Raw genomic sequence first — 21187 nt, forward strand, 5'->3', positions numbered from 1 at the left:
TAGCGCGCGCCGGGAAACGATTGCAATCGTTCAATCCAAAAACTGACGTGCGAATGAAACGACAAACATTCGATCGCGTTCAGCAATTGTGGACAGTCCGTGCAGAGATCGCCCTCTGGCCGGTGCTGTGACACTGCGCTAGCTAAGCCTCAAGGCCTGTTATCGGAAAGCGTCCTGCTTGCCATGATCGTGACGTGGTCCGTCGCCGCCTTGCGATCATCATTCCAGCACCTGCAAAGGAATTGAAAACAATGACAAAAGTACTGGTTCTCTACTATTCCTCGTACGGCCATATCGAGACGATGGCGTATGCTGTCGCCGAAGGCGCTCGCTCGGCCGGTGCCGAAGTGACCGTCAAGCGCGTTCCTGAACTGGTTCCTGAAGAGGTTGCCAAGGCATCGCACTTCAAGCTTGATCAGAAGGCTCCGATCGCCACACCGGACGAGCTCGCTGAATACGATGCGATCATCGTGGGTGCCGGGACCCGCTACGGTTCGGTTGCCTCGCAGATGCGCAATTTCTGGGATCAGACCGGTGGCCTGTGGTTCGCCGGCAAGCTGATCGGCAAGGTCGGCTCCGTGTTCACCTCGTCGGCCACCCAGCATGGCGGCCAGGAATCGACGATTCTCGGCTTCATCCCGACCTTCCTTCACCAGGGCATGGCCGTGGTTGGTCTGCCTTACTCCTTCCAGGGCCAGATGGGCACGGAAGAAGTCATGGGTGGCTCCCCTTACGGCGCCACGACCATTACCAACGGCGACGGCTCGCGCCAGCCTTCCGAGATTGAACTCAAAGGCGCACGCTTCCAGGGCGCCCATGTTGCAAAGACTGCAGCCAAGCTCAGCGCCTGATCTGCCCACTTCAAGTGAAAAAGCGCGGGGCCTCGGCTCCGCGCTTTTTTGTTGCGCACCTGCTGCCGCCTGCAATTTCCGTCCTTGACGTCGAAGGCGAACTTCACGAAACAGGAAACCAGGCGGACGTGGCGAAATTGGTAGACGCAGCAGACTTAAAATCTGCCGACCTCAGGTCTTACGGGTTCGACCCCCGTCGTCCGCACCATCATTCTTAACCTTTCCAAATTGAATTGATCTCCTTGCCCTCTACTTCCATCAGGAGCGGTAGGAGAAAAACGTATGCTCAGGGCAATTTTGATCGTTGTGGCCGGTCTATTCGTCAGCGCGAATGCATTCGCGGCTGGCGTCGTAAAGGAAGGCCAGGTGATGGCGAGCCGGATCCTTGGCAAGAATGTCGAGTTTACGCTCTATCTTCCTCCAGGCTACGGATCCGACGAACGGCGATACCCTGTCATCTATCTGATGCACGGTGGTGGCGATGGAAAGAATCAGGACTGGTACCGGTATGGGAACGCCAACCTGATCTTCGACAAACTGATCGAAAGCGGCGAAGTACCGCCCTTCATTGCCGTGACGCCTGAGGGTCGGCGGGACGAGGAAAACAAGTTCAACACCTATTATATGAACGATGCCGACGGAAAATATCTGTGGCAGGATATGTTCGTGAAGGAATTCATTCCGCACGTTGAGGGCTCGTTCCCGGTGATCGCAGGCAAGAAGTCGCGCGGCATTCTGGGCCTCTCCATGGGTGGTTATGCAGCCATGGCCTACGCGCTGAAATATCCGGATCTGTTTGCCGGTGCTGCAGCGCTGAGTGCTGCGTTCAGAACCGATCAGCAGATTGTAGCGATGGATCAGGCAGGCTATGACCGTCGGTACGGCAAGGCATGGGGTGAGGGGTTGAGTGGCACGGATCGGCTGAACCAGCCTTACTACGCCAACAGCGTTCTCGATCTCGTCGACAAGACGCCTCCAGACGCAATCCGCAAAACGGAACTGTTCATCGATTGCGGATCGTCCGACAGCTTCTTCGTGGGCAATGCGGAACTGACGGTCAAGCTGCAGAAGCTCGGCGTGCCGCACCGTTTCATGGCGCGTGAAGGTGGCCACGACTGGACCTATTGGCGCTCGGGTCTGCCGGAAGCGACCCGGTTCATCGGCAAACTCCTGCATCAATAGTGCCGCGCAGAGCGCGTCGCCATTACCCGAAGATTCTGGGGCATCGATGTTTTTGTTCCCAAAAACGCGCACAGAACGGAAAGTCTGCAAAACGGCCTTGGTCTTGTTACGGCACGTGTGGCATAGCGGATGAAATCGTGAAGAATTGGGATGTTTAGCGTGACGAAGCTCGGTGTCGACGAAGCAAAAGCCGCAATGCGGACGATCTTTCCGGAGACGCCGCTTCAGCTCAACGAACATTTGAGCCGTAAATACGGCGCAGAGATCTGGCTGAAGCGCGAGGACCTGTCTCCGGTCCGCTCCTACAAAATCCGCGGCGCCTTCAACTTTCTTCGCAAGGCGATCGCCGACGGGGCAAAGGATCGCACCTTCGTCTGTGCCTCGGCCGGCAATCACGCGCAGGGATTTGCCTTCGTGTGCCGGCATTTCGAAGTGCCGGGCGTCGTCTTCATGCCGGTAACGACGCCGCAGCAGAAGATCGACAAGACGCGGATCTTCGGCGGCCAGTACATCACCATCAAGCTCGTCGGCGACATCTTTGACCAGTGCTATGCCGCGGCACGCGCCCATGTGGAGGAGACCGGTGGCATGATGGTGCCACCGTTCGATGCGGCTCATATCATCGAGGGGCAGGCGACAGTCGCTGCCGAAATCCTCGAGCAACTGCCGGAAGGCGCAACGCCTGATCTCGTCATCATGCCGGTCGGCGGTGGTGGGCTTGCGTCAGGACTGAGCGGCTATCTTTCCGACGTGGTGGCGAAGGAAAACTTTATTTTCACCGAGCCGACAGGTGCTCCAAGCCTGAAGACCAGCCTCCAGACCGGGTCGCTCGTCACACTTCCGAAGGTCGACAACTTCGTGGATGGCGCTGCGGTTGCGCGGATCGGCGAACTGAATTTCGAGATGCTGAAGGGATTTTCTCCCGATCAGGTTCTGCTCGTTCCCGAAAACGCGATCTGCGTGACGCTCACGGAGATGCTCAACCTCGAAGGCTTTGTGCTGGAGCCCGCCGGTGCTCTGTCGATCACCGCGCTCGAGATGCTCGGCCGCGAGAAGCTGGCCGGAAAGCGGGTAGTCTGCATCGTTTCCGGCGGCAACTTCGATTTCGAACGCCTTCCGGACGTCAAGGAACGTGCGATGCGCTATGCGGGGTTGAAGAAATACTTCATCCTGCGCCTTCCGCAGCGTCCGGGCGCCCTGCGAGACTTTCTTAACCTGCTCGGTCCGGAAGACGATATCGCGCGTTTCGAATACCTGAAGAAGTCGGCCCGCAACTTTGGCTCGATCCTCATCGGTATTGAAACGACCGCGTCCGGAAACTTTGCCAGTCTGCACGAGCGCTTCGAGGCGGCGGGGCTTGGTTACGAGGACATCACCGAAAACGAGATCCTTGCCAACCTGATCATCTGATTTTGTCGAAATCGCACCGGAATGGTCTTCGGATTCCGCCGGTGCCGAGCAAAGGGTAGCACTCATCCATGGCTTCGTTTCTTTCCTCTCTTCTTTCGATGTTTTCCGGCCCGAAATCCGAAACCGCGCCCGCACGGGAAGCCGAGCCGCAGATGCATGCCGAATGCCGCATCTATCCTGCACCGATCAAGGAAGGCAGCCAGTTCCGGCTTGCCGGCCGCATCGAAAAAGATGTCGCTGGCGAAACACTCGTGCGCACTTTCGTGCGGGCAGACATGTTCACCTCTGCGGAGGACGCATCCGAATATGCCGTTCGCAAGGCACAGCAGATCATTGATCAGAACGGCGCCTCGCTGTTCTCGGATGGCGCCGTTTCGCGCTCTGCCTGATTGTTCGTCCGTCCCGCGAGATCCTCTATTGCGCCGCAGCAATTTACCGGCATAACTGGTGTTGCGATTAGCTAACAAAGTCATGGCTTTGGGATGTGAACGCGAGGTCCGCCAGGCTTAAAAGGCGTGATGATGCAGGTTTTGAACCTCTTTCTGTTCGTTGCAGAAGCGATCGTCTATTTCACGATCATGGCCGCCTTCCTGCATTTCAGGCGCCAGCTTGGCCTTGGCGTGTTCTTGGCTGCGCTCGGTGTGATGCACTTCATGGAGACCTACCTCGCGGCGGTCTTCTATGTCGAGCTGCCGTTCGGGCTGGTATCGCCCGGATCGTCCGTCTTCTTCGCGGGCAAGCTGATGATGATCCTCCTCTTGTACTTGAAAGAGGATGCCTCGACGGTGCGCCAGCCCATCTACGGACTGTTTCTCGGCAATCTCCTGACGGTTCTCATCGCGCAGATTCTGCAGGCGCATCCGGTCGTCACCCTTCCTGCGGGACGGCCTGCCGACATGGTCTTTCTCAACGAGATGGGCTCACTCATGGTATGGGGCACGGCGCTGCTCTATATCGACGCCATCGCCATCATTCTTCTCTATGAGCGTTTCGGCCGGATCTTCAGGCGCCATATCATCCTGCGATTTGCCGTCAGCGGTGCGATCGTTCTAAGCTTTGACCAGCTTGCCTTCTATTCCGGACTGCGATTGCTGTTCGACGCGCCGCTGTCGGTCCTGTTCGGCGGTTGGTACGCCAAAATGCTCGCGGTGATCATCTATTCCGTGCTGCTGCTCGCCTATCTCAGGGTCGAACAGATCCCGAGGCTTGCCTTGTCGCGGCGCGAAATTGCCGACATTTTTCATGATCTGACGTTTCGCGAGCGGTATCAGGCGCTGCTTGCCACAAGCGGCGTCGATCGGTTGACCGGCGTTTTCGATCGCAACCGGCTGGAAGCCGATGCGCCGGCGATGATCAAGCAAAGTATCGACATGCGGCAGCAGCTCAGTCTCGTGATCATCGACGCAGACCGGTTCAAGGACGTGAACGATCTCTTCGGTCACATGAAGGGGGACGAGGTGCTCAAGGACGTGGCAGCGCAGCTCAAGGCCCGAACGCGGCCGCGCGATCATCTCTCGCGGTTCGGCGGCGAGGAGTTCGTGCTGATCATGCCGAACACGAACCACGAAGGAGCCTTGGCACTCTCCGAGCGGCTTCGCCAGGATATCTGTGCGTCTGTCATCAGGCCGGATGGCAAGTGCATCACCGTATCGATCGGAGTGGCGACCACGTCAGACGATGGCGACACATTCGCCACGCTGTTCGGCGTTGCGGACCAACGCCTCTATCACGCAAAGAAAGACGGCCGGGACAATGTCCACGGCCGTCAGGGGCGTCTCGTCTCACCGACCGGTGTGGACGTCTAGGATCAGGCGGCCAGTGCAAGCTGCTGCGTGCGATCCTGTGCGGCGGCAATCGCCTTCTCATACGCTTCCGGACCGAATGCGGTACCTTCAATGTAGATCACTTCGACATCCGTCATGCCCATGAAGCCAAGAACCGTCTTGAGATAAGGAACGGCGTGGTTCATCGCCATGGCCGGGCCTTCCGAATAGATGCCGGCAGCCGACAGAACGACATAGACCTTCTTGCCGGTCGCAAGTCCCTGCGGACCTTCGGCTGTGTAGCGGAACGTCATGCCGGCGCGGGCAACGTTGTCGATCCAGCTTTTCAGCGTCGAATAGATATTGAAATTGATCAGGCCCGTGGCAAGCACGACCGTATCGGCGGCGAGCAACTCGGCGACGAGTTCGTCGGACAGTTTCGCTGCTGCCGCTTCCTCGGAATTGCGAGCATCTGCGGGCTTGCGGATCGCAGATGTGGTCACGGTGTCGAGATGGGCGATCGGGTTCTGACCCAAATCACGGGTCACAACGGTCGCGCCCGGATGCTGGACCTTCAGCTTGTCGACAAATTCCGTCGCAATCTTTGTCGACAGTGATTCGTTGCCGCGAGGGCTGGATGTCACGAGAAGGATGGATGGCATTGCTTTGTTTCCTATGAATTTCTCGACGGTGGGAGACTGGAGGTCGCCTGTCTGGGAAGACAAATAGGAGTAGACCGCAATCGATGGAATGGAGATAATGTCGAAGCTTTCCATCTAAAATCTGGATAGGTCACATGGACGCGAATCCCACCCTCGATCAGCTGCAGGTCTTTATACCAGTTGCCGAAAGCGGCAGTTTTTCGGCCGCCTCACGCCTGCTGAACCGGGCTCAGTCGGTTGTCAGCTACACGATTGCCAACCTCGAGACGCAGCTCGAGATTCAGTTGTTCGACCGGGCCGGGGCGCGTCAGCCAAAACTGACCGAGGCCGGGCGGGCGATGCTGATGGATGCGCGGCGGATCGTTGCCGACCTGCAGATCATGCGGTCTCGGGCAAAGAGCATCACTCAGGGATTGGAAGCCGAGATCACGCTGGCCGTCAGCGTGATGGTGCCGGCCGACGCGGTGGTCAGCCAGCTACGCGAATTCCGAGAGAAATTTCCAAGTGTCGCCCTCAACCTCAGCGTCGGGGAACTCGGCATGGTGATGGGCCAGGTCATCAGTGGGCGGGCCGGCATCGGCATCGGTGGCGCTCTCCTGAAGCAGGACGATTCGCTGATTGCCGAAAGGATCGGTCATTCCTACCTCTTGCCGGTCGCAGCGCCTGACCATCCACTGGTGAAGCTCAACCGCACACTCACCCTTGCCGATGTGCGCGACGAGACGCAACTGGTCGTGACCGACGCGTCAGGGCTTACCGCAGGGCGTAACTTCAATGTCCTGTCCTACAAGATCTGGCGCATCAGCGACATCGCCACCAAGTATCAGCTGATCAAGGGTGGGCTTGGTTGGGGGGGGCTTCCGGCGTCCCTGGTGCTCGATGACATCCGCAACGGCGATCTGGTCGCGTTGGATATCGACGCTTACGAGCAGGGGCAATATCCGATCTACGCCTTGCGAAAGGCATCCAATCCGCCCGGACCCGCGGGACAGTGGTTGATCGAATCGTTTGCAGCCAAGCTGTCCTCATGTCCAAACCATGATGACCTTCCCGAACTCCTGAAGCAGGAGCCGGGAAGGACGTATTGGCAGGCTGCCGAATAACACGGGTCCTCGGCCGGACGACTGGATGTGGCGCCTCAAAGAACCAGTCTGAACTTCGCGAAACCGTTCTCGCCGTCGCCGGCATCCTCGATCTTCGTCCCCTTCAGACTGCCGGCAAACTGGCGCGCCTTGGGTCCGGTCTCGAACAGGGCCGTGGATCCGGGCTGCGCCTTGAACGACCAGTTGTCGTCGGCCGAAGGATTGATCGTCCCTTGATCGATGATGTAGCGAACAACGACGTCGCGGTTGGTGTCTGGTGCGACGAAAATGACCTTGTCGCTGGCGATCTCCGGAAACTTGCCCCCACCGCCGGCACGGTAGTTATTGGTGACGACGACAAACTTCTGTGCCGGATCGATCGGCTTGCCGTCAAACTTCAGGTCGACGATACGGTGAGCATTCTCGTCCAGTACCTTTCCATCCTTGTCGAAGCGCGACGGCTGGGACAGGTCGATCTGGTAGGTCACGCCATCGATCACGTCGAAATTGTAGGACGGGAAACCGGCGTTGAGCAGCGGAACATCCTTTGATCCCGGCTTGACCTGGTTGAACATGCCAGCCGACATTTCCAGCCAGTTCTTCACCTGCGCGCCCGATATCAGCACGGCCTGAACCGTGTTGGGATAGAGATAGAGATCCGCAACATTCTTGATGGCGATGTCGCCGGTCGGGACGTCGGTGAAGTAATCCGCACCGCCGCGACCGCCGGCCTTGAAGGGAGCGGCGGCGGATAGCACCGGGAGGTCCTTGTACTCGCCATCCTTCAGCATGTCCTTGATGTACCAGGTCTGCGCATTCGAAACGATCTGCACCGACGGATCATCCGCGACCAGCGCGAAGTAGGAATAGAGCGGCGCGGATGTCTTGCCGACCGGACGGCGAATATAGGCAAGCGTCGCCTCGTGTTCCGGCTTGATGGCCGCGGTGACCTCAGGCTTGTCCTTGACGTCGGCAACGACCTTGCGATTTTCGTCGCGGTGATAGATCGGTCTGACTTCCGAGGTGGAATCGACGATCTTCCAGCCGCTGCCATCCTTTTCGATCAACAGGTCGATCAGACCCATATGGGAGCCCCAGAACCCGGCCATGACGGCGGGCTTGCCCATCAGCGTGCCTTTCTTGGCATCGGCGCCGGCAATGCCCTCGAAATCCTTCGGGCCGGGGAAGACCAGATGCTGGTGGCCGGTGAAGATCGCATCGATACCCTCGATCCCTGCGAGATAAAGAGACGCGTTTTCCATCCGATCGCTCTGGCCGGAACCATCGATGCCGGAATGGGAGAGGGCGATGACGATGTCGGCGCCTTCCTCCTTCATGACGGGCACCCAGGCCTTGGCAGCATCGACGATATCGCGCGTCTGCGCCTTGCCCTCAAGATTCTTGCTATCCCAGGTCATGATCTGTGGCGGCACGAAGCCGATGAAGCCGACCTTGATCGGGGTCGACTGGCCGGAACCGTCGCGGATCTGCTTTTCGATGATCACGTAGGGTTTGAAGAAGAGATCGTCGTCCTTGGCACTGGAGGCAAGCTGGCCCTTGGTCAGGTTGGCGCAGACATGCGGGAAGCCGGATCCTGCAAGAACCTTGAACAGGAAATCGAGGCCGTAGTTGAATTCGTGGTTTCCAAGCGTGCCGACGTCATATCCCAGCACGTTCATCGCAGTGATCACCGGATGCTTGTCGCCCTCCTTCATGCCACGCTCATAGGCGATGTAGTCCCCGAGCGGATTGCCCTGCAGGAAGTCGCCGTTGTCGATCAGCATCGAATTTCCGGCTTCGGCTCGAATCGAATCGATGATCGAGGCGGTACGGGCCAGTCCAAGTGTGTCGTTCGGCTTGTCGGCATAATAATCATAAGGGAAGACATGCACGTGGATGTCTGTCGTCTCCATCAGCCGCAGATGCGCCTGGTTGGCGGCCGCGCGTGCCGCAAACGGGTGGAGCATGACCAGCGCCGATGTGGCCGCAATGCCACCGAGAAGGGATCGGCGCGAGACCGCATGATTTTCGAAAAGGTCTTTGGTGAAAAGCGACATCTAATATCTCCCTCCGGATCACTGATGGAGGCGAGCTTAGGCACAATCGCCCACGGACGCATCCCTAAAATGACGGTCGGCGAAAGTTCGGTGACTGCCGGGTAACGACGCGACGGTCAATCCGGATCGGCCGCACCGCGCGCCGCAGATAGATCGAAAAAAATCCGCCACAAAAATCAAACGGATATGACTTAGATATATCTGGCAGCTTGCAGTATTGCGGAAATGTGCTAGCTTTAGATATATCGAAAGATACTCTAAGGAGAGTAAGATGTTTCAACGATTTGAAACCCACAGAAGCTGCAACGCCGATCGCTCGGGCTTCGAGGGACTATTTACCATGCGGGGCGGTCCGTTCAGCAAAGGCTTTGCGGGTAGGGGTTTTGGCGGAAAAGGCGGGCCGGGCGGTGGTCGTGGCTTCGGCGACGATGGCGAGGGACGTATCGGTCGCTTTCTGATGCAGGGCGATCTCAGACTGGTCGTCCTGGCCTTGATCGAGAAAGAAGCCCGCCACGGCTACGAGATCATAAAACATATCGAAGATATGACGTATGGTTTTTACGCACCCAGCCCCGGCGTCATCTATCCGACGCTGACCTATCTTGAGGAAGCCGGCTACGTGACGGCTGAAGCGGATGGCAACAAGAAGCGTTACACCATCACTGACGAGGGCCGTGCGCATCTCGATGAGAACCGCAGTTTCGCAACGACCATCCTCGAGCGCTTGTCCGAGCTGGCTGAAAAGATCAAGCTGAAGCAGGAACGGCACGAACACCACCGCGATCACGACAGGGGGCCACATCATGACCGCGGCCCGGCTCTGCCGCGCAGTGTGGAAGCGGCGCTTCTCAACCTGAGAGAAGTGTCGGCTCGCAGGATCGAACAAAACGACAAGGCTGCGGGCGATCTCGTGCGGCAGCTCCTCGATTTTGCCGAAAAGCTGGAGCGGGACGGCGGAGACCCGCAGGCATAAGGGGCTCCTGCTAAGCCGCGTCAATCCGGCACTGGAAACAGTTGTTGCGGGCCGAGCGAACGTGGACATAGGCGATATCGGCGCGTTGAAGCAGGTCTTCGGCGCGCCGCATGATTTCGGACGTCGGGGTCACCGCACCCGTGCCATAGACGATCCTGTCATTCTCTCCATAACCCCGGACGATGTAATCCGGACTGACCAGAATTGGCGGTAGAACCTCTTCCGCGATAAACCGTGGGCAGGGCGTCTTATGCAGGAAGATGGGACCGGTTTCGGCATAGGGCTGCGTTGTCGGAAACGGTCGATAGGCAAGAACGAACAGGCTTTCGCCCACGCCGATATTCCTGAGGCAATGGCGGCAGGGATATCCGGGACCATCCGAGATCATGGTCTCCGGCTGGTGTCCGTAGGAATCGCTGCCTCCGTTCCATAGATGCTCTGCGTGGTCACCCGGGATCGCGTTGAAGATTGGCATGGTCGTCTCCTTTTCTATATATAGGAGATGACCCGTCGGGCTTCGAAGCGCCACCCGATCCTTGCGCGAGCTAGCTGTCCAGCACCTTTACCAGTTCCGCGCTGGTCATCGGCACGATCTCGGCCTCGTATGTCGAGACGGGCGAAAAACCCATCATCTGGTAGAGCTGCAGCGCCCGGGGATGGTCGAGCGAATTGGTGGTGACGGTGACCTTCTCCGGGTTGTTCTGCCACGCAGAATAAAGAGCCTGCGTCAGGAACCACTTGCCGATGCCGAGCCCGAGGGCCCGCTCGAACAGGCCGAAATAGGACAGCTCTACGACGTTGTCGTCAGTAGAGTTCAGCTCGTAGAAGCCGGCTGGCGATCCGTCGACCAGAAGGATCGTGATCGAACAGCGCGGGTTGTGTATCGCGGCCGCAAGCTCGGCGTCGGACAGCCGCAGCCTATCGTACCAGTGCCAGCGTTTGCCGACTTGCCGGTATAGGTACCGGTAGAAATGCAACGGCACTTCGGTGGCGCGTATGATGGCGGTTTGAATGTTGGCCGGAATCGGCATGCTGGTCTTGGGCGCGGCCGTCATTTCCAGAACGGTGACGCGCGCCTTCAGCGGTACGGGCTTTTTCGCCATCGTTACGCCTGCGACGAGATTGCAGGGGTAGGCTTAGCCGGTCCTGTCTCGATCGGCGTGTCCGAGCGTCCGCCCCATTCCGTCCAAGACCCGTCATAAAGCGCGTTGTCCTCATGCCCGAGCGATTCCAGCGCAAGCGTGATGATCGCAGCGGTAATGCCCGAACCGCAGCTCGTCACGACCGGGCGCCCCAAATCGATTCCCGCGGCTTCAATAGCCTGGCGCAGTTCGGGTATCGTCTTCAGCTTGCCGTTTGTCGAAAAGCTGCTGGAGGGAGCGTTGACGGCACCCGGCATGTGACCGGAGCGCATGCCAGCGCGGGGTTCCGGCTCTGTGCCGGTAAAGCGTCCGGCCGGCCGTGCATCGGCGATCTGGCTTGTACGATCGCTGACGATCGACATCATCTGATGGTAGTCGATGACCTTGTCGAGGCGAAGCTCCGCATCGAAATTGGACGCAACCGGCGAGGGGATCTCGGTTTCGAGCGCGCGCCCTTCCGCCTTCCAGCCATCGAGGCCACCGTCCAGGATAAACACCTGTTTCGCCCCCATGATTCGGAACAGCCACCAGCCGCGCGGCGAAGAAAAGATGCCCGGGCCGTCATAGATGACGATGCGGTCATTCTCGCTGATGCCGAGCTTGCCGACAGCATCGGCAAACACATCGGGCGAGGGCACCATATGCGGGAGACCGGTGGAATGATCCGCGACTTTGTCGTGATCGAAACGCACGGCACCGGGAATATGCCCTGCCGCATATTCGGCATCTGCATCGCGGTTGTGGGCAGGCAGGTAGAAGGAGGCGTCGACGATTCTCAAATTCGGGCTTCCGAGCTCGTTTTCGAGCCACTTGGACGAAACGACGAAACGGCTGGTGTCGCTCATGTCAAAACTCCTACCTTGATAAAACGCGGTATTCGGTGAGAAACCGGTTCGGACAAACGAGTGTCTTCAGGCATCCGTGGCGATATCGCCGAACCGGATCCGGAAGCGACGGTTTTCCTTGCCCTTTTTCTCGATTTTGGAAATGTGGATAGCGCCCACTTCCCCGGTGTTTGCAACATGTGTGCCGCCGCACGGCTGGCTGTCAACGCTCGAATCCTCGCCGATGCAGACAAGGCTGACGCGTCCGAGCCCGACCGGCGGCCGGACGTTCTTCGATTTGACGATGCCAGGGTTGGCCGCCAGTTCCGCGTCGGTGATCCATTGCAGGTAGACCGGATGGTTCTGCGCAACGAGATCCATCAAGCCGGCGGTGACCTCATCCTTGTCGATCACGGCCATCATGTCGAAATCGACACGCGATTCGTCTTCGCCAACTGCGGCACCGGTGATCGGGTAGGAGCAGACGACCGACAGCAGGTGGCAGGCCGTATGCATCCGCATCAGCTTGTGCCGTCTGTCCCAGTCGACATGCATGACAACAGTTTCGCCGACCGTCGGCCGCGGTTCGCCTTCCAGCGGAACGTGGACGACGATGTCCTTCGTCTCGCCGTGCCGTGTCTGACCAAGCTTGATACTGGTTCCGTCGGCGCGTTCCAGACTGCCGGTATCACCAGGTTGCCCTCCAGATGTCGCATAGAAGCAGGTGCGGTCGAATTCGATGCCGCCATCCTCGTGGATCACGGTAACAACCGCCTCCAGTGTCGAGAGATAGAAGTCGTCGCGATAGAGGAGTTCGGTTGCCATCGGTTCTGTTCTCTGCGGTCGGTTTCAGACGGTTTCGAACGGAATATCGATCTTGGTCTTCTTCGTGAGCCAGCCCGGAACCGGCAGGCCCTTGGACTGCAGGAAATCCGGGTTGAAGAGTTTGGACTGATAGCGGTTGCCGTAGTCGCAGAGGATCGTCACGATCGTATGGCCGGGGCCGAGATCCTTTGCCAGGCGCATCGCGCCCGCGATGTTGATGCCGGAAGAGCCGCCGAGGCAAAGCCCCTCGTTCTCAATCAGATCGAACACGATCGGCAGCGCTTCAGCGTCCGAAATGCGATAGGAATAGTCAGGCGCAAACCCTTCGAGATTGGCGGTGATACGTCCCTGACCGATGCCCTCGGTGATCGAACTTCCCTCGGATTTAATCTCGCCGTGCGCATAAAATTCGTAGAGTGCGGCACCTTCCGGATCCGCGATGCCGATCTTGACGCCGGGCTTAAGCGCCCGCAACGCCATGGCTGTACCGACCAGCGTACCGCCGGAGCCGACTGCGCACACGAAGCCGTCCACCTTGCCGCCCGTCTGTTCGAAGATCTCCGGGCCAGTCATCTCGATATGGGCCTGCCGGTTGGCAACATTGTCGAACTGGTTTGCCCAGATCGCGCCCGCAGGCTCCGTCTTGGCAAGCTGCTCGGCAAGGCGACCGGAAACCTTCACATAGTTGTTCGGGTTCTTGTAGGGAACGGCTGGTACTTCCACGAGCTCGGCGCCCATCAGTCTCAGCGCGTCCTTCTTCTCCTGGCTCTGGGTCTCCGGAATGACGATGACGGTTCGATACCCCAATGCCTTTGCGACCAGGGTCAGACCGATACCGGTATTGCCGGCGGTCCCTTCGACGATCACTCCGCCCGGCTTCAGAAGCCCCTTCTTCTCGGCATCTCTAATGATATAGAGCGCCGCGCGATCCTTGACCGACTGACCGGGATTGAGAAATTCGGCCTTGCCGAGAATTTCGCATCCGGTTGCATCGGATGCAGCCGCCAGCCTGATGAGCGGCGTATTGCCGATGAGGTCGAGAACAGAAGATTGTATTGCCATGGGAAATGCCTTCTTTTTCAAGGATCATGTAATCAGGCTGCATTCGGCGGGCAAGGCATCCGCGCCAAGAAAATCCTTTCCGCGTGTCGCGCGCGATGGGATCGCCCCCGCCATACCGAGGACTGTCATCTACCGGACAATACCGGCAGGTTTATCGACATGGCTCGGATGCAACTGTATAATACATCCTTCGCCCTGCACTACGCAGAGTGGAGCGCTCGGTTTTGGTTTCAGACGATTCGACCTGATGGCATTGATTTTGAGAACTGAATTTCGTTCACGCCAACGATTGCGGCTTAGTTTATGCATCTGAATATTGAGAGAGTCGATTTTCTGATCTCGCAATACGTAGCCGGCTCTCTGCCAAAGGCAGCCCACGTCTTGTTAGGTTCCCATCTGCAGATGCAGAAACCCAATGCCCAGCTTGTCGATGCCCTTCAACGACTGGCCGGCGATGGGTTGGAAGACATGACCTGCGATGAGACGTTGTCCCGTGAATTTCGAGACAGGGCCATCAGCGATATTGTCAGATCGGACCCGCCGGCATGGAGCGTGTTGCCACCGGGGCAAGGTTCCCAGTTGCCGGCCCTGTTGCGGGATTATACGGGGAAGGACCTGACCTCTATTCCGTGGCGGCGCAAGCTGCCGGGACTGCGCGAGCATGTTATCGAACGGTCGCCCGACGTGGAAGCAAGTCTTCTCTGGGCCCGTCCTGGGAGGGCACTTCCAAACCATGGCCACAACGGTCTCGAACTCACGCTGGTGATCGAAGGCGAATTCCACGATCACCGCGGAAACTTCACGCAGGGCGACATATCGGTCGCTGACGAGACGCTCGATCACCGGCCGATCGTTGGTGATTCGGGGCCGTGCGTCTGCTTTTCCGTCCTGTTTGCACCGATCGCTCTCAGCGGATCGCCGATCCAGCTCATGGGCGATATGATCGGACTTTAAAGCCGAACACTGTCATCGAATGGTTGGTTCGCGGTCAACCATTCGTCAATCGGCCAGAACTGAAAACGCAGCAGTCAGACCAATCAGTTTACGTGCATTTGCGCTTCGCTCACGGCCTGCTCGAAAAACTGTCGTGCGTCCTCCGGCGAACGACGGCCGTCGAGGGCAGCCCGGCAGGCACTGCGCGCCCGCACGAAATGCGGACCCCGAAGATCCGGCCAGTGGTCCAGTAGCAGGATGAGGGCCTCGGATGGCCCATTGATTACCTCGGTCCCAAGATTCCCAAACGCGACTTTGACCGGTTTTTGCCAGTTCGGCTGCGGCATAGTTGTCTCCTCCCTAAGTCAACTGTCCTCTACCTCCAGCCTAGCGCAATGTTCCATTAGGACAAGCGGATTTTCCGGGTTCGGATGTGTGTTGGGAGCATTTAAGGGGCGGCATCGCCGGGCACTGTGCCCAGGGACAGGGCGTCGTGACACCGCCCCAACGAACGCGATCGAATTAGCCTGTCTGCTCACTTCAAGGCACGAGAACAACTGTCGCCACTCGCGACGTCGCGCGGCACCAGCCTGCAACAGTCGCGTCGGTGAGGCGTCTCCGCTGGACGCGGAACTTCGGCCAGATACGCATGTTCTGGTTTCAGGAGGAAAAATAATGGCTAATTACATGTGGTTTATCGTCGTCGCAGGCGGAGCAGCAATGCTTGGGCTCGCACTTGCGTACGGTTCCTACAAGGAGAGCCGACATCGCTCTCTGATTCCGTTGGCCGGCTTGGCCGTTGCGATCGCCGTCGGCGTCGCGGTTAGCATCGGCGTCACGCAGGCTCCGACCGCCAACAGTGTGCCGCCCGATCCGCAGGGCACGCATTACGATACGCCGGCTGCCCCATCCCGCGAAAATGCGCTTCCCGGCACGCCCGCACCCTCGGATCAGAAGTGAAGACGACTTTGAGATGAGCGCGAGCAAACAGAAGACTCACGTTGCGACTTAGCGGACGCGACCGGCTTTCTTCTTTGGCAGTGGAACTGCACGCAACAGCGTTACACATCCCCGAACGCGAAACCAATCGCCATATCAAGTTGCTTTTTCGCTTTGTCAAAATAGGGGAAGTGGAGAAGCGCCTGTCTTCGGATAGGGATCAACAAAAACAGGCGCTTATCGCAGAATTTGGCTCCCCGGGCCGGATTCGAACCGGCGACCTGTCGATTAACAGTCGAATGCTCTACCGCTGAGCTACCAGGGAACAACCGCGCTTGCGGTGTGAGCGGGGTAATACAAATGCTTCACGCATTTGCCAAGCGGTTTTTTCAAAAAAATTAGGTCCGGCTTGTTTTATCCCCATGCATCCCCATCTCGCCCCTACAAAAAAGCGTTTAGTTGGAGCCGTATACGTGGTGGAAAAACCTCAAGGCAGGCGGTTTGGAATGGATCCGGGGCAGGGTCGTCTCTTCATCGCAGGGCGGTCCATTCCGATGCCGCGCTCGCGCGTGGCGCGGCTCTGCATCGGAACCGTTCTTATCGTCGGCGGCATTCTGGGCTTCCTGCCGATTCTAGGCTTCTGGATGGTGCCGCTGGGTATCTTGATCCTGTCGCAGGATCTCGCTTTCGTCAGACGTCGTCGTCGTCGTCTGGAAGTCTGGTGGGGTCGCAGACGCCGCGAGAAACAAGCAGCTTCGCTTCGGAAATGACATGACGTCAACCAGACCGGGAGAAGCTGTCGCCTGGTGCGAGAGCTTCTCCCGGGATGAGTCTTATCCGGCGAGTGACGCCAGGCCCTGGCCGGCGGCGAACGCGCCATAAGCAAGCGCCCCGAAATAGACGATCGTTGCAAGGTTGAAGAAATAACCGCCGAGAACGACGAGACCATCCCGCTGAACCATGCCTGTCGACAGAAGCAGAATAGCAATGCCGGGCAGCGTGTTGGACAGGGGGATGAGGCCGAGCGGAAACATCAGCAGCACACCGGCGAACGTGATTGCGAGGCCATTGACCCTGTTGGCAATGGGCCCGGTCGTGATGCCGGCCATGCGGTGCTTCAGATATTTGTCGAGCCTGGAGACGATTTTCACACCTTTCTCAAGGGTCGGCACCAGCTTTGCGCTGTCGAGTTCCCGATCGAGAATCGCACGAGGAAGCCAAGGCATCCGGTTCAGCACCACAGCAATGCTGATCATTATGATGGCCGCGCCGAACACGGTGCTAACACCCGGGATCGAAACGGGCAGCAGAAAGGGGAGGGAAGTGACCGCGCAGATCAGCAAAAGACCCTGTTCACCGACGCCATCCATCAACTGACGCAGCGTCACGGTGCCGCCGTCAATCCGACCGATCAATTTCCTCAGCGTTTCGCTGAGACCTGCCGATGTATCTTCGAATTCCGCGTTATCCTGCAAAGCTGCACCTCTATCATAAGAAATGCAGTCTGAATAACAGCAGCAACGAGCAACTCAAAGGCAACAAAACGAACTCGCGCGACGCGCGGCGCGTCAGTCGACCATCAAGCCGCCTCCAGATGTACCGGTTATTGACACGAGCAACGCGTCGCGATTTCCCGGCTGCGCATGCAATCCACTATTTCGATTGCGCCCAGCGGTCGTAGAGGCCGCAGGCCACCACGACAGCAAGAGTGCACAAAACGAATGGATTCAACGCGGCTACAAAATCGAGATACTGCATAACGGTCTCCTCTTCCCGTTACCCAAGCCGCCAGATGTCTCCCACACCTGACTTCAGACACTCTAACACGATTTTGATCCGTGAGCGAGAATGTTGATCAGGGCGAGCGTGCGGCTTGTGGGGGACGAGGAGAGGCCGTCAGTCAGCGTGTCTCGGTGAGACCGTCAAAACAGGGCAACGAAAAGATGCCCCACATAAATGATGCTGACGAGGGATATAATAGTCGTGAACGCCATGACGGCGTCGGAAGATGAGAGCTTCATATCGAACCATCGCCGTCATGGCGATCCTCTGACAAGGGTATGGCGGCAACATCGCCGTCTGCCTATTTCTAGGACAAATAGTTTAACGCAGCCCTATGGAGGAACGTTAATATCTGGTTACGACCCGATCGTGAAATGTTGCGGCATCGTGTCGATGCTATGGGCGGGGCTCTCTCGGCACCCGCGCAGACCCCATACCGCTGCGCGACCATGTGATCACGGCAAGCTTGTCCGATACGAGCCGTTCTGTCTAATTGATGCTGTTTGGGAGAGGGGTTTTGGGCTCGTCCGGCTTGTCGCGGCCGGCCGGCAGAAGCTGACCGGACAGTTCCACCAGCGGCGTCTGCGACAATGCCTTGGCTGCCTCCGCAAGCAGTGCGAGTTGCCGCGCAATATCTGCGAGTTGTGTGGCGGGATCATCCTTCAAGTCGGCCTCGCTGCGATCATTCCGTGAGGGGCCGGAAATAGACGCGCCTGCAGAAATGTAAAGGAAATTTGCTAATAGAAGCAATAAATCAACGGCGTGAAGGACTGCTCGACAGTTTTTCGGGTTTGCCGGTTTCCTTGGAAACAGGGGCCGAGCAGAATCTGTCCGCCGTCAAAAACATGGACTACCGGCTTCTCCAGTAGTAGACCGTTTTCATCCAGAATCGGCGCGCACGGCACCGGTCAGCGGTCCGCTAAGCGGTCCACGCCCTCAATCAACACTCGTCGACATGAATTTTGAGAATCGAAATGCTCCCACACCACGCCTACGCTGTTACTTCCCGTCCTTGGTATCTTTTGACACTGGCATTGGTCGGGGCTGCCGTTCTGTTCGCTATAGACCTTGCGAGTAACGGTTTTACGACAGCACTGACGAAGGAAACCGGCGCGCTCGAGATTTCGACGGCCTTGCTCTACGCCTATACCGCAATGGTGTGGCTGTGGACGCGCACCGGCGACATATGGCGGCGGGACTGGCAGGTTGCGGCCATCATGCTGTTGATGATGGGGCGAGAACTCGACCTCGACAAGCGGCTGACCAGTGTCGGCATGCTCAAGAGCAACCTCTACCTGACGAACATGGCGCAACCTGTCGAGCGCGTCTTTGGCGTTCTGGTGATCCTGTTCGTGGCAACCGTCGCGTTCCGGCTGATCGTTCGCAACGGCCCTGAGCTTCTCTCCGGCGTCAGGTATCGCGCGTCCTGGGCTTGGAACATCATCGCGGCGATCGGTCTTGCCATTGTGTCCAAGTCGATCGATGGGCTGGATCGCAAGCTTGCGCCTTTTGGCGTCATTGTCAGCGATCACACCAATCTTCTGTTGGGTATCGTCGAAGAAGTGCTGGAATTCGGCATTCCGGTCATGTTCCTGGTGGCGACCATAAGCTCGATCGATCTTTCCGCGGCAGCCAGGGGACGCAAGCCGGCCGCGGCGTCTGCTCTCTGACATCATCACGCTTCGCGCCCAATCCTTGAATTCTTGACACAAACCAGCGACCGGTGCCGATAAACGTCCGGTCTCTGGCATCCCGCTTATTGCCTCGAACGCAAAGCGCGGTAGTTGTTCCGGTTCACAGGAGCCGAACATGCAGCCGGAAAATCGCGTCCAACGCTATAAAGACACTATCCAAATCCTTCGTGCGGACATCGAGTGGCTAACCACGAGCGGGTTCAGGACGCAGACGACATCGAACGAGACCCTCATCGCGGAGTTGGAACTGGCCGCAGAGGCGTATCGTGGCTTGGTCGAAGAACTGGTGCGGCCGGTGGGCTGATCCGGGCAGGCGACAGCTTCAGTCGCGAATTGGCGGAAGGCTGGCGGGCGTGAAAGAAGATCCGCTGGCGTTCTCGTGCACCAGTCGCAATACCTAAACAACATCGAGGAATGTGCGCGACCGGTTGCGATCGGACAGATCGTGTCGATCGGCTGAAGCCGATGCTAACCCATTGCGATATATCGAGAAAGGGATGGAGGCCTCGCCCGGAATTGAACCGGGGTACGAGGATTTGCAGTCCTCTGCGTCACCACTCCGCCACGAGGCCATCCGATGCTAAAAAAGCGAGTGGTGGCGCCGAATTAGAACGAATCTCCGATGGGTGCAATACCCTTCTGTTCAATCCTCGACGTTTTTATCCACTTCGTCAGCGGCGCCTGTCTGTACCGGTGATGAAGGGCGCCTGCAAAACGCGGCGTCCTCGGAAGATACCCCTGGGGGGGAGGCTGTATGCAGCGTGTTCGCGTCATCTGGCTGTGTTGATCCTATGGTAAATATTTCACGAATATTCCTCGCGGTCAGGGGAACGGAACCGAGCTCTTCCGACTTTAGTGAGCGAAGCCCAGGGAGTGAAAAATGCTGAACCGATTGATCACCGCACTCTACAGACCCGTCACCGAAGATGATGCGACTGGCACGTTTGCAGATGGAGCCTTTCATCTGAGTGCTGCCGAGCAGTTGGCATTCGATCGCAGCCATAGCCTGCGCAAATCCTACGGACACGATGTCGTCCTCGCCAAGAAGCGCGAGCTTCCGACCCTTATCCTGCACTAAGCAAGAGTTGCACGAGCGCCTGCATCACCGTGTTTTTTCCAATCGATGCGCGCGCTATCTTGAAAGCGCAGCGAGAGGCAAGTAACACGGCTGAAGGATTGGCCGGTACGCCGGCGCTGTGAGGCAGATGACATGATTGATTTCGAAGCAGCCCGTGTGAAGATGGTCGAGAACCAGATCCGCACGACAGACGTGACGGCACATTCCGTGCTTCAGGCGTTTCTCACGGTACAGCGCGAAAACTTTGTTCCGGCCAAGTCGAAGTCACTGGCCTATATCGACAACGATGTTGAAATCTGTCCCGGTCGGTTCCTGATGGAAGCCTCGCCTCTTGCCAAGCTTTTGCAGCTGGCTGCGATTACCAAGTCGGATACGGTGCTCGAGGTCGGCACAGGCAGCGGATACATTTCTGCGCTTTTGTCGCTTCTCGCGAAATCGGTCGTGTCGATCGAATCCGATGAGGCGCTCGCCGAGCAGGCAATAGCCAACCTCGCGGGCGCCCACAACGTGACTGTCGTCACGGGCGACATGGAAAAAGGCGTTGCGAACCAGAGCCCTTACGATGTCATTTTCATTGCCGGCTCGATCGAAGACGTGCCGGCTGAACTTAGTGCGCAGCTCAAGGATGGCGGGCGTCTGGTCGCCGTTCTCGGATACGGCAATGCCGCGCAGGCGACGCTCTTCGTGAAAGAGCAGGGTGCACTTTCGAAAAGCGCCCACTTCAACGCTTCGATCAAACCGTTGCCGGGATTCCGCCGAGCGAAGGATTTCGTATTCTAAAATCGGCTTGCTGACGGTTTGCGAAGTTTAGAAAGGGGGCCTTGGCCTCCTTTTTGTTTTTCCAGCGCGATACAAATCGGCAGCGGGGATTCACGTCGGCAACAAATCTGTGTATCGCTAGAGTCGTTGATGCGCCCGTCGTTGTATC

Annotated in this window: 24 protein-coding genes and 3 tRNA genes; 15 read left to right on the top strand and 12 right to left on the bottom strand. The window is 58.1% G+C overall.

What is annotated here, in order from left to right:
* Nucleotides 1–251: 251 nt before the first annotated feature.
* From wrbA to J3A65_RS08125, 6 genes are all read left to right on the top strand, one after another.
* Complete coding sequence (wrbA, locus tag J3A65_RS08100) at nucleotides 252–851, top strand: NAD(P)H:quinone oxidoreductase type IV (RefSeq protein ID WP_209900651.1); 600 nt, start codon at nucleotides 252–254, stop codon at nucleotides 849–851.
* 122 nt (nucleotides 852–973) lie between these two features.
* Nucleotides 974–1059 (top strand) — tRNA-Leu (locus J3A65_RS08105).
* A gap of 74 nt (nucleotides 1060–1133) precedes the next feature.
* Complete coding sequence (locus J3A65_RS08110) at nucleotides 1134–2033, top strand: alpha/beta hydrolase-fold protein (RefSeq protein ID WP_062457640.1); 900 nt, start codon at nucleotides 1134–1136, stop codon at nucleotides 2031–2033.
* A gap of 150 nt (nucleotides 2034–2183) precedes the next feature.
* Nucleotides 2184–3443 (top strand): threonine ammonia-lyase, encoded by a 1260-nt coding sequence (gene ilvA, locus J3A65_RS08115; protein ID WP_209900654.1) that lies wholly within the window; start codon nucleotides 2184–2186, stop codon nucleotides 3441–3443.
* 68 nt (nucleotides 3444–3511) lie between these two features.
* On the top strand, nucleotides 3512–3832 hold the full coding sequence (locus J3A65_RS08120; RefSeq protein WP_062457634.1) for an HlyU family transcriptional regulator: 321 nt from the start codon (nucleotides 3512–3514) through the stop codon (nucleotides 3830–3832).
* 129 nt (nucleotides 3833–3961) lie between these two features.
* A complete protein-coding gene (locus J3A65_RS08125) occupies nucleotides 3962–5248 on the top strand; it encodes a GGDEF domain-containing protein (RefSeq protein ID WP_209900656.1) in 1287 nt (428 codons plus the stop codon).
* A gap of 2 nt (nucleotides 5249–5250) precedes the next feature.
* On the opposite strand, the gene J3A65_RS08130 is transcribed toward J3A65_RS08125, so the two are convergent.
* Complete coding sequence (locus J3A65_RS08130; RefSeq protein ID WP_062581389.1) at nucleotides 5251–5868, bottom strand: FMN-dependent NADH-azoreductase; 618 nt, start codon at nucleotides 5866–5868, stop codon at nucleotides 5251–5253.
* A 134-nt stretch (nucleotides 5869–6002) separates the two neighbouring features.
* On the opposite strand from J3A65_RS08130, the gene J3A65_RS08135 reads away from it, so the two are divergent.
* Complete coding sequence (locus J3A65_RS08135; protein ID WP_209900658.1) at nucleotides 6003–6971, top strand: LysR family transcriptional regulator; 969 nt, start codon at nucleotides 6003–6005, stop codon at nucleotides 6969–6971.
* A 35-nt stretch (nucleotides 6972–7006) separates the two neighbouring features.
* On the opposite strand, the gene J3A65_RS08140 is transcribed toward J3A65_RS08135, so the two are convergent.
* Nucleotides 7007–9007, bottom strand: coding sequence for a bifunctional 2',3'-cyclic-nucleotide 2'-phosphodiesterase/3'-nucleotidase (locus tag J3A65_RS08140; protein ID WP_192086669.1), 2001 nt, complete (start codon nucleotides 9005–9007; stop codon nucleotides 7007–7009).
* A 271-nt stretch (nucleotides 9008–9278) separates the two neighbouring features.
* Here J3A65_RS08140 and J3A65_RS08145 point away from each other — a divergent pair, with 271 nt between their 5' ends.
* On the top strand, nucleotides 9279–9980 hold the full coding sequence (locus tag J3A65_RS08145; RefSeq protein ID WP_209900661.1) for a PadR family transcriptional regulator: 702 nt from the start codon (nucleotides 9279–9281) through the stop codon (nucleotides 9978–9980).
* A gap of 10 nt (nucleotides 9981–9990) precedes the next feature.
* Here J3A65_RS08145 and J3A65_RS08150 read toward each other — a convergent pair whose 3' ends face one another.
* The 5 genes from J3A65_RS08150 to J3A65_RS08170 all read right to left on the bottom strand — a co-directional run bounded on the left by J3A65_RS08150 (nucleotide 9991) and on the right by J3A65_RS08170 (nucleotide 13833).
* Nucleotides 9991–10455 carry a DUF1203 domain-containing protein gene (locus J3A65_RS08150; protein WP_209900662.1) on the bottom strand — a complete coding sequence of 155 codons (465 nt, stop codon included), beginning with the start codon at nucleotides 10453–10455 and terminating at the stop codon, nucleotides 9991–9993.
* Between the two features lie 70 nt (nucleotides 10456–10525).
* Nucleotides 10526–11083 (bottom strand): GNAT family N-acetyltransferase, encoded by a 558-nt coding sequence (locus J3A65_RS08155; RefSeq protein WP_062457620.1) that lies wholly within the window; start codon nucleotides 11081–11083, stop codon nucleotides 10526–10528.
* Nucleotides 11084–11085: 2 nt separating this feature from the next.
* Nucleotides 11086–11967: a 3-mercaptopyruvate sulfurtransferase gene (gene sseA, locus J3A65_RS08160; protein ID WP_209900664.1), complete on the bottom strand. Its 882-nt coding sequence runs from the start codon at nucleotides 11965–11967 to the stop codon at nucleotides 11086–11088.
* A 66-nt stretch (nucleotides 11968–12033) separates the two neighbouring features.
* Nucleotides 12034–12771 (bottom strand): alanyl-tRNA editing protein, encoded by a 738-nt coding sequence (locus J3A65_RS08165; protein ID WP_209900667.1) that lies wholly within the window; start codon nucleotides 12769–12771, stop codon nucleotides 12034–12036.
* Between the two features lie 24 nt (nucleotides 12772–12795).
* Nucleotides 12796–13833, bottom strand: coding sequence for a cysteine synthase A (locus tag J3A65_RS08170; RefSeq protein ID WP_209900669.1), 1038 nt, complete (start codon nucleotides 13831–13833; stop codon nucleotides 12796–12798).
* A gap of 402 nt (nucleotides 13834–14235) precedes the next feature.
* Here J3A65_RS08170 and J3A65_RS08175 point away from each other — a divergent pair, with 402 nt between their 5' ends.
* Nucleotides 14236–14787, top strand: coding sequence for a cupin domain-containing protein (locus J3A65_RS08175; RefSeq protein WP_245341494.1), 552 nt, complete (start codon nucleotides 14236–14238; stop codon nucleotides 14785–14787).
* Nucleotides 14788–14870: 83 nt separating this feature from the next.
* Here the strand turns inward: J3A65_RS08175 and J3A65_RS08180 are convergent, their stop codons facing one another.
* Entirely contained in the window at nucleotides 14871–15113 is a 243-nt protein-coding gene (locus J3A65_RS08180) for a DUF982 domain-containing protein (protein WP_062457603.1), read from the bottom strand.
* A 328-nt stretch (nucleotides 15114–15441) separates the two neighbouring features.
* Here J3A65_RS08180 and J3A65_RS08185 point away from each other — a divergent pair, with 328 nt between their 5' ends.
* The gene (locus tag J3A65_RS08185) at nucleotides 15442–15726 is read left to right on the top strand and encodes a hypothetical protein (protein WP_156461830.1); all 285 of its coding nucleotides are present in this window, start codon (nucleotides 15442–15444) and stop codon (nucleotides 15724–15726) included.
* Nucleotides 15727–15955: 229 nt separating this feature from the next.
* Here J3A65_RS08185 and J3A65_RS08190 read toward each other — a convergent pair.
* Nucleotides 15956–16030 (bottom strand) — tRNA-Asn (locus J3A65_RS08190).
* A gap of 181 nt (nucleotides 16031–16211) precedes the next feature.
* Between J3A65_RS08190 and J3A65_RS08195 the strand changes: the two genes are divergently transcribed.
* Nucleotides 16212–16475, top strand: coding sequence for a PGPGW domain-containing protein (locus tag J3A65_RS08195; protein ID WP_062457597.1), 264 nt, complete (start codon nucleotides 16212–16214; stop codon nucleotides 16473–16475).
* Nucleotides 16476–16538: 63 nt separating this feature from the next.
* Here J3A65_RS08195 and J3A65_RS08200 read toward each other — a convergent pair whose 3' ends face one another.
* Complete coding sequence (locus J3A65_RS08200) at nucleotides 16539–17180, bottom strand: exopolysaccharide biosynthesis protein (RefSeq protein ID WP_062580325.1); 642 nt, start codon at nucleotides 17178–17180, stop codon at nucleotides 16539–16541.
* A gap of 796 nt (nucleotides 17181–17976) precedes the next feature.
* Nucleotides 17977–18153: a hypothetical protein gene (locus J3A65_RS08205; protein ID WP_156461831.1), complete on the bottom strand. Its 177-nt coding sequence runs from the start codon at nucleotides 18151–18153 to the stop codon at nucleotides 17977–17979.
* A 308-nt stretch (nucleotides 18154–18461) separates the two neighbouring features.
* Here J3A65_RS08205 and J3A65_RS08210 point away from each other — a divergent pair, with 308 nt between their 5' ends.
* A complete protein-coding gene (locus tag J3A65_RS08210; protein WP_139283852.1) occupies nucleotides 18462–19157 on the top strand; it encodes a hypothetical protein in 696 nt (231 codons plus the stop codon).
* A 139-nt stretch (nucleotides 19158–19296) separates the two neighbouring features.
* Nucleotides 19297–19485 carry a hypothetical protein gene (locus J3A65_RS08215; protein WP_062580327.1) on the top strand — a complete coding sequence of 63 codons (189 nt, stop codon included), beginning with the start codon at nucleotides 19297–19299 and terminating at the stop codon, nucleotides 19483–19485.
* A 194-nt stretch (nucleotides 19486–19679) separates the two neighbouring features.
* On the opposite strand, the gene J3A65_RS08220 is transcribed toward J3A65_RS08215, so the two are convergent.
* Nucleotides 19680–19753 (bottom strand) — tRNA-Cys (locus tag J3A65_RS08220).
* A 308-nt stretch (nucleotides 19754–20061) separates the two neighbouring features.
* Here J3A65_RS08220 and J3A65_RS08225 point away from each other — a divergent pair.
* The gene (locus tag J3A65_RS08225; RefSeq protein WP_062457584.1) at nucleotides 20062–20259 is read left to right on the top strand and encodes a hypothetical protein; all 198 of its coding nucleotides are present in this window, start codon (nucleotides 20062–20064) and stop codon (nucleotides 20257–20259) included.
* Between the two features lie 132 nt (nucleotides 20260–20391).
* Nucleotides 20392–21039, top strand: coding sequence for a protein-L-isoaspartate O-methyltransferase (locus J3A65_RS08230; protein WP_209900672.1), 648 nt, complete (start codon nucleotides 20392–20394; stop codon nucleotides 21037–21039).
* Nucleotides 21040–21187 lie beyond the last annotated feature (148 nt).

This window comes from Rhizobium sp. PvP014 (assembly GCF_017876855.1).
Lineage (GTDB): Bacteria > Pseudomonadota > Alphaproteobacteria > Rhizobiales > Rhizobiaceae > Neorhizobium > Neorhizobium soli.

Coding starts and splice junctions, on each gene's coding strand:
- J3A65_RS08180 (WP_062457603.1), bottom strand. CDS start 15,113: ATGCCGCAGCCGAACTGGCAAAAACCGGTCAAAGTCGCGTTTGGGAAT.
- J3A65_RS08225 (WP_062457584.1), top strand. CDS start 20,062: ATGCTGAACCGATTGATCACCGCACTCTACAGACCCGTCACCGAAGAT.
- J3A65_RS08150 (WP_209900662.1), bottom strand. CDS start 10,455: ATGCCAATCTTCAACGCGATCCCGGGTGACCACGCAGAGCATCTATGG.
- J3A65_RS08165 (WP_209900667.1), bottom strand. CDS start 12,771: ATGGCAACCGAACTCCTCTATCGCGACGACTTCTATCTCTCGACACTG.
- J3A65_RS08135 (WP_209900658.1), top strand. CDS start 6,003: ATGGACGCGAATCCCACCCTCGATCAGCTGCAGGTCTTTATACCAGTT.
- J3A65_RS08170 (WP_209900669.1), bottom strand. CDS start 13,833: ATGGCAATACAATCTTCTGTTCTCGACCTCATCGGCAATACGCCGCTC.
- J3A65_RS08210 (WP_139283852.1), top strand. CDS start 18,462: ATGCTCCCACACCACGCCTACGCTGTTACTTCCCGTCCTTGGTATCTT.
- J3A65_RS08185 (WP_156461830.1), top strand. CDS start 15,442: ATGGCTAATTACATGTGGTTTATCGTCGTCGCAGGCGGAGCAGCAATG.
- wrbA (WP_209900651.1), top strand. CDS start 252: ATGACAAAAGTACTGGTTCTCTACTATTCCTCGTACGGCCATATCGAG.
- sseA (WP_209900664.1), bottom strand. CDS start 11,967: ATGAGCGACACCAGCCGTTTCGTCGTTTCGTCCAAGTGGCTCGAAAAC.
- J3A65_RS08215 (WP_062580327.1), top strand. CDS start 19,297: ATGCAGCCGGAAAATCGCGTCCAACGCTATAAAGACACTATCCAAATC.
- J3A65_RS08120 (WP_062457634.1), top strand. CDS start 3,512: ATGGCTTCGTTTCTTTCCTCTCTTCTTTCGATGTTTTCCGGCCCGAAA.
- J3A65_RS08130 (WP_062581389.1), bottom strand. CDS start 5,868: ATGCCATCCATCCTTCTCGTGACATCCAGCCCTCGCGGCAACGAATCA.
- J3A65_RS08195 (WP_062457597.1), top strand. CDS start 16,212: ATGGATCCGGGGCAGGGTCGTCTCTTCATCGCAGGGCGGTCCATTCCG.
- J3A65_RS08125 (WP_209900656.1), top strand. CDS start 3,962: ATGATGCAGGTTTTGAACCTCTTTCTGTTCGTTGCAGAAGCGATCGTC.
- J3A65_RS08110 (WP_062457640.1), top strand. CDS start 1,134: ATGCTCAGGGCAATTTTGATCGTTGTGGCCGGTCTATTCGTCAGCGCG.
- ilvA (WP_209900654.1), top strand. CDS start 2,184: ATGTTTAGCGTGACGAAGCTCGGTGTCGACGAAGCAAAAGCCGCAATG.
- J3A65_RS08175 (WP_245341494.1), top strand. CDS start 14,236: ATGCAGAAACCCAATGCCCAGCTTGTCGATGCCCTTCAACGACTGGCC.
- J3A65_RS08155 (WP_062457620.1), bottom strand. CDS start 11,083: ATGGCGAAAAAGCCCGTACCGCTGAAGGCGCGCGTCACCGTTCTGGAA.
- J3A65_RS08140 (WP_192086669.1), bottom strand. CDS start 9,007: ATGTCGCTTTTCACCAAAGACCTTTTCGAAAATCATGCGGTCTCGCGC.
- J3A65_RS08230 (WP_209900672.1), top strand. CDS start 20,392: ATGATTGATTTCGAAGCAGCCCGTGTGAAGATGGTCGAGAACCAGATC.
- J3A65_RS08145 (WP_209900661.1), top strand. CDS start 9,279: ATGTTTCAACGATTTGAAACCCACAGAAGCTGCAACGCCGATCGCTCG.